Annotated in this window: 8 protein-coding genes; 7 read left to right on the top strand and 1 reads right to left on the bottom strand. The window is 47.1% G+C overall.

All coding sequences use genetic code 11. The features are described from left to right. Window positions 1-154 precede the first annotated feature (154 nt). Window positions 155-1,858, top strand: coding sequence for a dihydroxy-acid dehydratase (gene ilvD, locus ACLFWI_RS23070; RefSeq protein ID WP_446414870.1), 1,704 nt, complete (start codon window positions 155-157; stop codon window positions 1,856-1,858). A gap of 154 nt (window positions 1,859-2,012) precedes the next feature. After that, window positions 2,013-2,186, top strand: coding sequence for a hypothetical protein (locus tag ACLFWI_RS23065; RefSeq protein WP_446414869.1), 174 nt, complete (start codon window positions 2,013-2,015; stop codon window positions 2,184-2,186). Between the two features lie 472 nt (window positions 2,187-2,658). Here the strand turns inward: ACLFWI_RS23065 and ACLFWI_RS23060 are convergent, their stop codons facing one another. Beyond that, entirely contained in the window at window positions 2,659-2,871 is a 213-nt protein-coding gene (locus tag ACLFWI_RS23060) for a hypothetical protein (RefSeq protein ID WP_446414868.1), read from the bottom strand. 337 nt (window positions 2,872-3,208) lie between these two features. Between ACLFWI_RS23060 and ACLFWI_RS23055 the strand changes: the two genes are divergently transcribed. The 5 genes from ACLFWI_RS23055 to ACLFWI_RS23035 form a co-directional block, all read left to right on the top strand. Next, window positions 3,209-3,409, top strand: coding sequence for a hypothetical protein (locus tag ACLFWI_RS23055; RefSeq protein WP_446414867.1), 201 nt, complete (start codon window positions 3,209-3,211; stop codon window positions 3,407-3,409). Between the two features lie 36 nt (window positions 3,410-3,445). Then, window positions 3,446-3,724 (top strand): hypothetical protein, encoded by a 279-nt coding sequence (locus ACLFWI_RS23050; RefSeq protein WP_446414866.1) that lies wholly within the window; start codon window positions 3,446-3,448, stop codon window positions 3,722-3,724. After that, on the top strand, window positions 3,708-3,866 hold the full coding sequence (locus ACLFWI_RS23045; protein ID WP_446414865.1) for a hypothetical protein: 159 nt from the start codon (window positions 3,708-3,710) through the stop codon (window positions 3,864-3,866). The genes ACLFWI_RS23050 and ACLFWI_RS23045 overlap by 17 nt, the downstream gene beginning before the upstream one ends. 399 nt (window positions 3,867-4,265) lie before the next feature. After that, the gene (locus ACLFWI_RS23040) at window positions 4,266-5,138 is read left to right on the top strand and encodes a pentapeptide repeat-containing protein (protein WP_446414864.1); all 873 of its coding nucleotides are present in this window, start codon (window positions 4,266-4,268) and stop codon (window positions 5,136-5,138) included. 132 nt (window positions 5,139-5,270) lie between these two features. Next, the coding region (locus tag ACLFWI_RS23035) for a tetratricopeptide repeat protein (RefSeq protein WP_446414863.1) at window positions 5,271-7,375 on the top strand (2,105 nt) is incomplete at its 3' end.

Below are 7,375 nucleotides of genomic sequence, written 5' to 3'. Positions count from 1 at the left end.
AGGGGAAGCAGGGGGAGCAGGGGGAGCAGGGGGTGCGGGGGGTGCGGGGGAAGCTGGGAGACAAAATTTCTATAGCCTATTACCCTGTTCCCTGTTCCCTAACAAATGACGAATGACGAATGACAAATGACCAATAACGAAGGAAAGTAAGCCAATGTCAGATAACCGGAGAAGTCAAGTCGTTACCCAAGGTGTACAACGATCGCCAAATCGTGCTATGCTGCGTGCTGTCGGTTTTAGCGATCGCGATTTTACTAAGCCAATCGTTGGGTTAGCCAATGGTTATAGTACAATTACGCCCTGTAATATGGGCATCAATGATTTAGCGCTAAGGGCAGAAGCCGGACTAAAACAAGCGGGGGCGATGCCGCAACTATTTGGTACTATTACCATTAGCGATGGGATCTCCATGGGAACCGAGGGGATGAAATATTCCCTGGTGTCACGGGAAGTGATTGCTGACTCCATTGAAACCGTCTGTAATGGTCAAAGTATGGATGGGGTGCTGGCAATTGGTGGCTGTGATAAGAATATGCCAGGGGCGATGATTGCGATCGCACGTTTGAATATTCCGGCTATCTTTGTCTATGGGGGGACGATTAAACCCGGACATCTGAATGGACAAGATTTAACCGTTGTCAGCGCCTTTGAAGCGGTGGGACAACATAGTGCGGGTAAGATTACAGAAGAACAACTGGTAGCCGTCGAACGAAACGCTTGTCCCGGTGCGGGTTCCTGTGGTGGGATGTTTACGGCTAACACCATGTCTTCGGCATTTGAAGCGATGGGGATGAGTTTACCCTATTCCTCGACGATGGCGGCGGAAGATGCCGAAAAAGCCGACAGTACGGAAAAATCGGCGTTTGTTCTAGTTGAGGCGATTCGTCAACAAATCCTGCCTAAGCAGATATTAACCCGCCAAGCGTTTGAAAATGCCATTTCGGTAATTATGGCAGTGGGTGGATCAACGAATGCGGTACTACATTTACTGGCAATTGCCCGTGCGATCGGGGTAGAGTTAACTCTGGATGACTTTGAAACGATTCGCGCTAGAGTTCCGGTTCTGTGTGATCTCAAACCCAGTGGCAGATATGTGACCACGAATTTACATCAGGTTGGCGGTATTCCCCAAGTGATGAAAATGCTGCTAGTCCATGATTTATTACATGGTGATGCATTAACGATTACGGGGAAAACCGTGGCTGAGGTATTAGCCGAGGTTCCTGATCAACCACCCTCAGATCAAGATGTGATTCGCCCTTGGGATAATCCCATGTATAGCCAAGGACATTTGGCGATTTTAAAGGGAAATTTGGCAACCGAAGGCGCGGTGGCGAAGATTACGGGGGTGAAAACAGCCCAAATCACGGGTCCTGCGCGTGTGTTTGAATCCGAAGAAGCCTGTCTGGAGGCAATTTTGGCGGGTAAAATTAAAGCCGGTGATGTGATTGTGGTGCGTTACGAGGGACCGAAAGGGGGTCCGGGAATGCGGGAAATGTTAGCGCCAACCTCAGCAATTATTGGTGCAGGATTAGGGGATTCGGTAGGATTAATTACCGATGGTCGCTTTTCTGGTGGGACCTATGGTATGGTAGTGGGTCATGTTGCCCCAGAAGCTGCCGTTGGGGGTGCGATCGCGTTAGTTGAAGAAGGGGATTCGATTACGATTGATGCTCCGGCGCGATTATTACAGATTAATATATCCGATCAGGAACTGCAACAACGCCGCGCCAAGTGGCAACCTCCCAAACCCCGATATACCAAAGGAGTGCTGGCGAAGTATGCCAAATTAGTGTCGTCTAGTAGTATGGGTGCGGTGACAGATTTTGAGTCTGTGATCAATCAGATCACGGATTGATGGGGGGTAGAGACGTAGCATGCTACGTCTCTACATTTGCCCACCTAGTCGGTTGATCAATTTTTCTTTTTTGCACATAATTGTTAAAATATGAAACAATTGTAATATTTTGTAGCGATTTTGGGATTAGAAGCCCATTTAGCAGTAATAAACTATGGCAGATAGAACAACAACCAAAAATAAAAACACTCAAGCTGAGACACAACAAGCGCTAGCGAGAAGAAATCAAAGTGTAACCGCGCTTGATGTTCAGCCTTTACCAAATAATCGCCCGATTGCGGCTAATGCGACTGAATCGAGTGATGAACTCATGGGCTATTTGGACTAATTCACTATTGGCTAGACATGAATACTACCGATTTCCTCAGTGGAGATCGGTATTTTTTCTGGGGGAGTTTTCTGGGCTTTTCTGGGCTTTTCTGGGCTTTTCTGGACGCCCCTACGGTTCAATTAAGTACATCATGGTTGAATGGTGTGTGGTTTTTGCCGCCGCCGTTTGGCGAGCCTTTGACAAATTCATCCTCTGCTCAAGTATTTTCATGTCCGTTGCACTAGCCTAGGAATAGGTCAATTTCTTCAGATTTCAACTCACCGCAGACTCTACTTAAATATTGATGCTTTGAGGAATTTTGGAGGGTAGCAAATATCGGTAAGATACAAGCCTTTGACTATCTTCTTGGAGAATCGTGTTTTCAATTTCTGTTAGCTTTAGCTTGAACTTGTCCAAATAAAAGCCTGGTAATTTCTTTAAGATTCCGATATAATCTTTCGTCAGCTTGTTCAACAATGAGGATTTAAACTCAACGAGAAGCCGTACCACCTGATAGAAAACTGACGAGTTTTTTCAGTGCAGGAAAACTTTCTTTGGTGCCTTGACTGGAAAAGCCAATAATTTTGGAGAACTCCTTCTCAGATAATTCACCCGACTGATACTGGGCAAACGCATCAACCCCCCGAGTTAAATCGTCTACAGAAAACTCAAAACCTTGTTTCCTAGCAAAGTCTACCACCACTGGAGCATTATTCGTGAGGACTTGCGCTTCTGCGGCGTCGAGTTCTGAATAACGACTAATGTCTCCATCGCCAACACCGAGTAATGTTCCCAGTTGTTGAGATGCTTCGCTACTGTTCCTTCGCTTCGCTCAGGACTCCGCTCAGCATGACAGATTATCTCTTTGACTGTAACTTGTATGAGAGATGAAAATCAACTAACACGGCAAGGCTAAGATTCTTACACAGCAATAGATTCAACTGCTGTTTAACAGGCAGACAACCCGCGACGCGATCGCACTTATTCAGTATTGTCTGGGTGGGAAGTTGGCATCAAGGGAATCGAGAGGAAGCACTAAAGTGCTTACTACAAACGGTGCGGCGATCGCACTTATTCAGTATTGTCTGGGTGGGAAGTTGGCATCAAGGGAATCGAGAGGAAGCACTAAAGTGCTTACTACAAACGGTGCGATCGCGTTTTTGCCCTTTGGTGATTTCGCAATACACCTAATCCTGAAGCCGATTCACTACTATTCAATAAAGAGCGATCGCACGCCTTGAAGTTAGAATAGAGTTCAATGTTTAAAGCGATTAGTTATGCTGCATACATTTCGGGCAATTCTCAAAGGAAATGTACTCGAATGGCAAGAGGAAGTCAATCAGTGGCTTCCGGGCGATCGCACTGTTCAGGTTCTGGTTACTCTTTTAGACGAAGAGGCGAGCACGACAACCCATAGCCGTGGGCAACAAATGGCGGCAATACTAGAAAAATTAGCGCAGTCACAGGCATTTTCTGACATCGATCCGTTGGTATGGCAGCGTGAGATCAGACAGGATCGTGAACGTCTTGGGGAAGCGAATGATGCTCTTGGATAGCAATATTATCATTTACGCAACTCGCCCTGAATATACCTGGTTACGTGAATTCATTGCCAACCATGAGTCAGCCGTTTCTGCACTCAGTTACGTTGAAACATTAGGTTATCATCGTTTGACGGAGATGGAGCGCCACAAATAGGTAACCCATGTAACAATCAAGTTCGTAGTTGCGCTGTCTTCGCTATAATTCGAGCTAAAAACTCTGCAATACCTTGATCTGACCCCACCCTAACCCTCCCCTTATCAAGGGGAGGGAACTCGAAAAGCTTTGGTTAGGTTGGTTCCTAATCTTGAAATTAATACTATGATTAAGATTGATCTGTCGAAAAAATAAATCAGGTCAGCGCATCTACTTGCAAATAAGTCACGACTCAAGTTGGTCAAGTTGCTGTGAATGCCGCCAAAGAATCCGATCTATTAACCCTCGTTGAAGCTCTCTACTCAGCCTTTCAATTATTTGTAGAGAATAAATGGGCATTGGCTGTACAAACTCCGCAACGAGACGACTAAGGGTTAGCCACAATAAAGGTAGATTCAGATGAACCCTGATGAACTATTGAGTAGATACCAAGCTGGCGAACGAGATTTTTTTCTTATCGACGTCAATGGAGTCAACCTGATGGGTGCGACTCTGAGAGCGGTAGATTTAACTCATGCCAACCTGAGCCAAACTACATTAGTCCAGGCTAACTTGAGCCGCGCTACCCTGCATAATGCCAATTTGCAGGGAGTTGACTTGCAAGGAGCAAATCTGCGAGGTGCTGACTTGAGTGGTGCTGATTTGATGGGAGCGAATTTAGTGGCGGCTGATTTGAGTTTTGCCACGTTGACGGGTGTGGATTTAAGTGGGGCTAATTTAAGTTTTGCCCGATTGATGGGCGCTGATCTCAATGGTGCTAACCTCTGCCAGGTTAACCTATTAAGCGCGGATCTGCGGGGTTCTCTGTTAATTGGTGCTAATCTCAGTCGCAGCAATCTGAGTCGCAGTTATTTATTTGAAGCTGATTTAAGTGAGGCAAATCTGGAGCAAGTTAAGTGGCAATGCAGTCTGTACAATCTACAAACTGATTTTCCTGAAGCGTTCGATCCTGAACAAGGGGGTGCTTATTTAATTGCGCCTGATGTCTCTCTCGTCGGAGTGGATTTAAGCGGTGTTAATCTCAAGAGAGAAAACTTACAAGGGGCGAATCTGAGTCGGGTCAATTTAAGTAAGGCTAACTTACGTTGGACAGACTTCCGTGATGCCAACTTGCAGGACGCAAATTTGAGTGAGGCGACTCTCAGTGGCGCTAACTTGCAAGGGGCTTCTTTGAATCAGACAAATCTGGAAGGGGCGAACTTAAGCGGTACGACGATGCCCAATGGGGAGTTACATCAGTGTCATGGAATTCAGAAATTGGCTGGGAGGTAGGAAAGCTGGGGAAACTGGGGGAGTCATGTAGAGACGTAGCATGCTACGTCTGGAAGCAGGGGAAGGGATTGGCAAAATTTTGTGTCAGAATCAACTATATCATGACTGCATGGCAATGCTGGGATTGGCTTGATGAACTTGGCTCTCGGACAAACGATTGGTGGACGCTATAATATCGTTCGACAACTGGGACAAGGTGGGTTTGGTGCTACATTTGTCGCCCAAGACAGACACTTGCCTAGCGATCGCAATTGTGTGGTGAAGCAACTCAAACCCCAAGCCACTGACCCGTTTACCTTACAGACGGCGCGGCGTTTGTTTGAAACGGAAGCCAAAATCCTGCATCAGTTGGGACATCACAACCAAATTCCGCAGCTATTTGCCTATTTTGAAGAGAGTCAAGAATTCTATTTGGTGCAGGAACTGGTTGAAGGAGATAATCTGAGTCAGGAATTGACGCCGGGAACGCAGTGGTCAGATCAGCAGGTGATTGATCTGTTGCAGGAAATCTTGACTATATTAGCGTTTGTTCATCAGCATCATGTGATTCACCGTGATATTAATCCCCACAACCTGATCCGGCGTAAATCGGATGGTAAGTTAGTCCTAATTGATTTTGGCGCGGTTAAACAAGTTAGCACTCAAATAGTGCAGGGACAATCCTCTAGCTTTACAGTGGCGATTGGTACGCCGGGATATCGACCCAGTGAACAAGCGAATGGGAATCCCCGTTTGAGTAGTGATATCTATGCGGTGGGAATTGTTGGGATTCAAGCGTTAACCGGGGTAGCGCCTCAGGAACTGCCCGTTGATCCCGACAGTGGCGAAATTTGCTGGCGCGATCGCACCTCGGTTCGTCCAGAGTTGGCGAAAGTCCTGGATAAGATGATCTGCTACGATTTTCGCCAACGCTATCCCTCGGCGGAAGCGGCGTTACAGGCGTTGGATGACTTGACTCAACCCACGAAGGCGACGATGGCTTTAGGCGCTGCTTCTGTGTCATCGCCTGTGACTCAATCTTCTAAACGGAGGAAACTGATAGTTGTCCTATTAATTGCCATGGCGGTGATTGCTGGTGGGGGAGGGGCGACAGTAGCGATTATCAACTGGATTAATTCTACCAATGCCACCCAATCCTATAACCGAGGTGAAACACTGCTGGAGTTGAGGCGGTATGAGGACGCCCTCAGTGCTTATAATCGGGCGGTTGAACTGCAACCGGACTATGCTGAAGCTTGGCTGGGTCAAGGGGATGCGCTTTTGGCATTGGGTCAGTCTGAGGCGGCGTTGGATGCTTATGATCAGGCGATTCAGATTCAGCGTGAGTATCCAGAGGCTTGGAAAGGGCGAGGAGAAGCGTTAGCCGCATTGCAGCGCTATGAAGAAGCGATTCGGGCGTTTGATCAGGTGACGGAACTGCAACCAGAGGACGTGGAAACCTGGGAACGTCGCGGGATGGTACAGATGCAGTTACAGCGCTATTCGGCTGCGATCGCATCCTATGATCAGGCGTTAGAGATTCAACCCAATTATGCCTCAGCCTGGTATCGGCGCGGCTGGGCATTCCATAATTTACAACAGTATGAAGAGGCGCTTAAATCTTATGACAAAGCGGTGGAACATAAGCCCGATTCCGCCGAATATTGGTATCAACGGGGTAATGCGTTTGTTAATTTGAATAAACACCGTGACGCGGTGGACTCTTACCAAAAAGCGGTTCAGTTCCAACCGGATTTTTACCGGGCGTGGTACAGTCAGGGCAGTATTTTGAATAATTTAAACCAGCATCAAGAGGCGTTAGCCGCATTTGAAGAAGCGGTTAAACTTCAACCCAACATTTATGAGGCGTGGTATGGTCGGGCTTGGGCGTTGCATCAATTGCAGCGTTATGATGAAGCGTTAACGGCTTACGAGAGGGCGATTAAACTCAAACCTAATTCTGAGCAAGCCTGGTATAACCGGGGGAATGTCTTCTATACATTGCAACGATACCAAGACGCGATCGCGGCCTATGACCAAGCTGTTGCCCATAAGCGCAGCCATTACCAAGCTTGGAATAGTCGTGCTAATGCTTTATTTAACCTGAAGCGATACAACGAAGCCTTGACCTCTTATGAAAACGCTTTGAAATATCAACCCAATTATAAAGAGGCGAAGCGGGGGAAAGACCAAACTCAGCGTGAACTTGAGAAGTTGAACAAGAAATCCCAGCCGCGCTCAGCCAGTAGGGATGACGA

It is taken from the genome of Coleofasciculus sp. (assembly GCF_046539235.1).
Classification (GTDB): Bacteria; Cyanobacteriota; Cyanobacteriia; order Cyanobacteriales; family Coleofasciculaceae; genus Coleofasciculus.
This window is presented reverse-complemented; position numbering and strand designations above follow the sequence as displayed.

Excerpts from the sequence above, each read along its gene's own strand:
- ilvD (WP_446414870.1), top strand. The coding sequence starts at position 155 with ATGTCAGATAACCGGAGAAGTCAAGTCGTTACCCAAGGTGTACAACGA.
- ACLFWI_RS23040 (WP_446414864.1), top strand. The coding sequence starts at position 4,266 with ATGAACCCTGATGAACTATTGAGTAGATACCAAGCTGGCGAACGAGAT.
- ACLFWI_RS23050 (WP_446414866.1), top strand. The coding sequence starts at position 3,446 with ATGCTGCATACATTTCGGGCAATTCTCAAAGGAAATGTACTCGAATGG.
- ACLFWI_RS23045 (WP_446414865.1), top strand. The coding sequence starts at position 3,708 with ATGATGCTCTTGGATAGCAATATTATCATTTACGCAACTCGCCCTGAA.
- ACLFWI_RS23065 (WP_446414869.1), top strand. The coding sequence starts at position 2,013 with ATGGCAGATAGAACAACAACCAAAAATAAAAACACTCAAGCTGAGACA.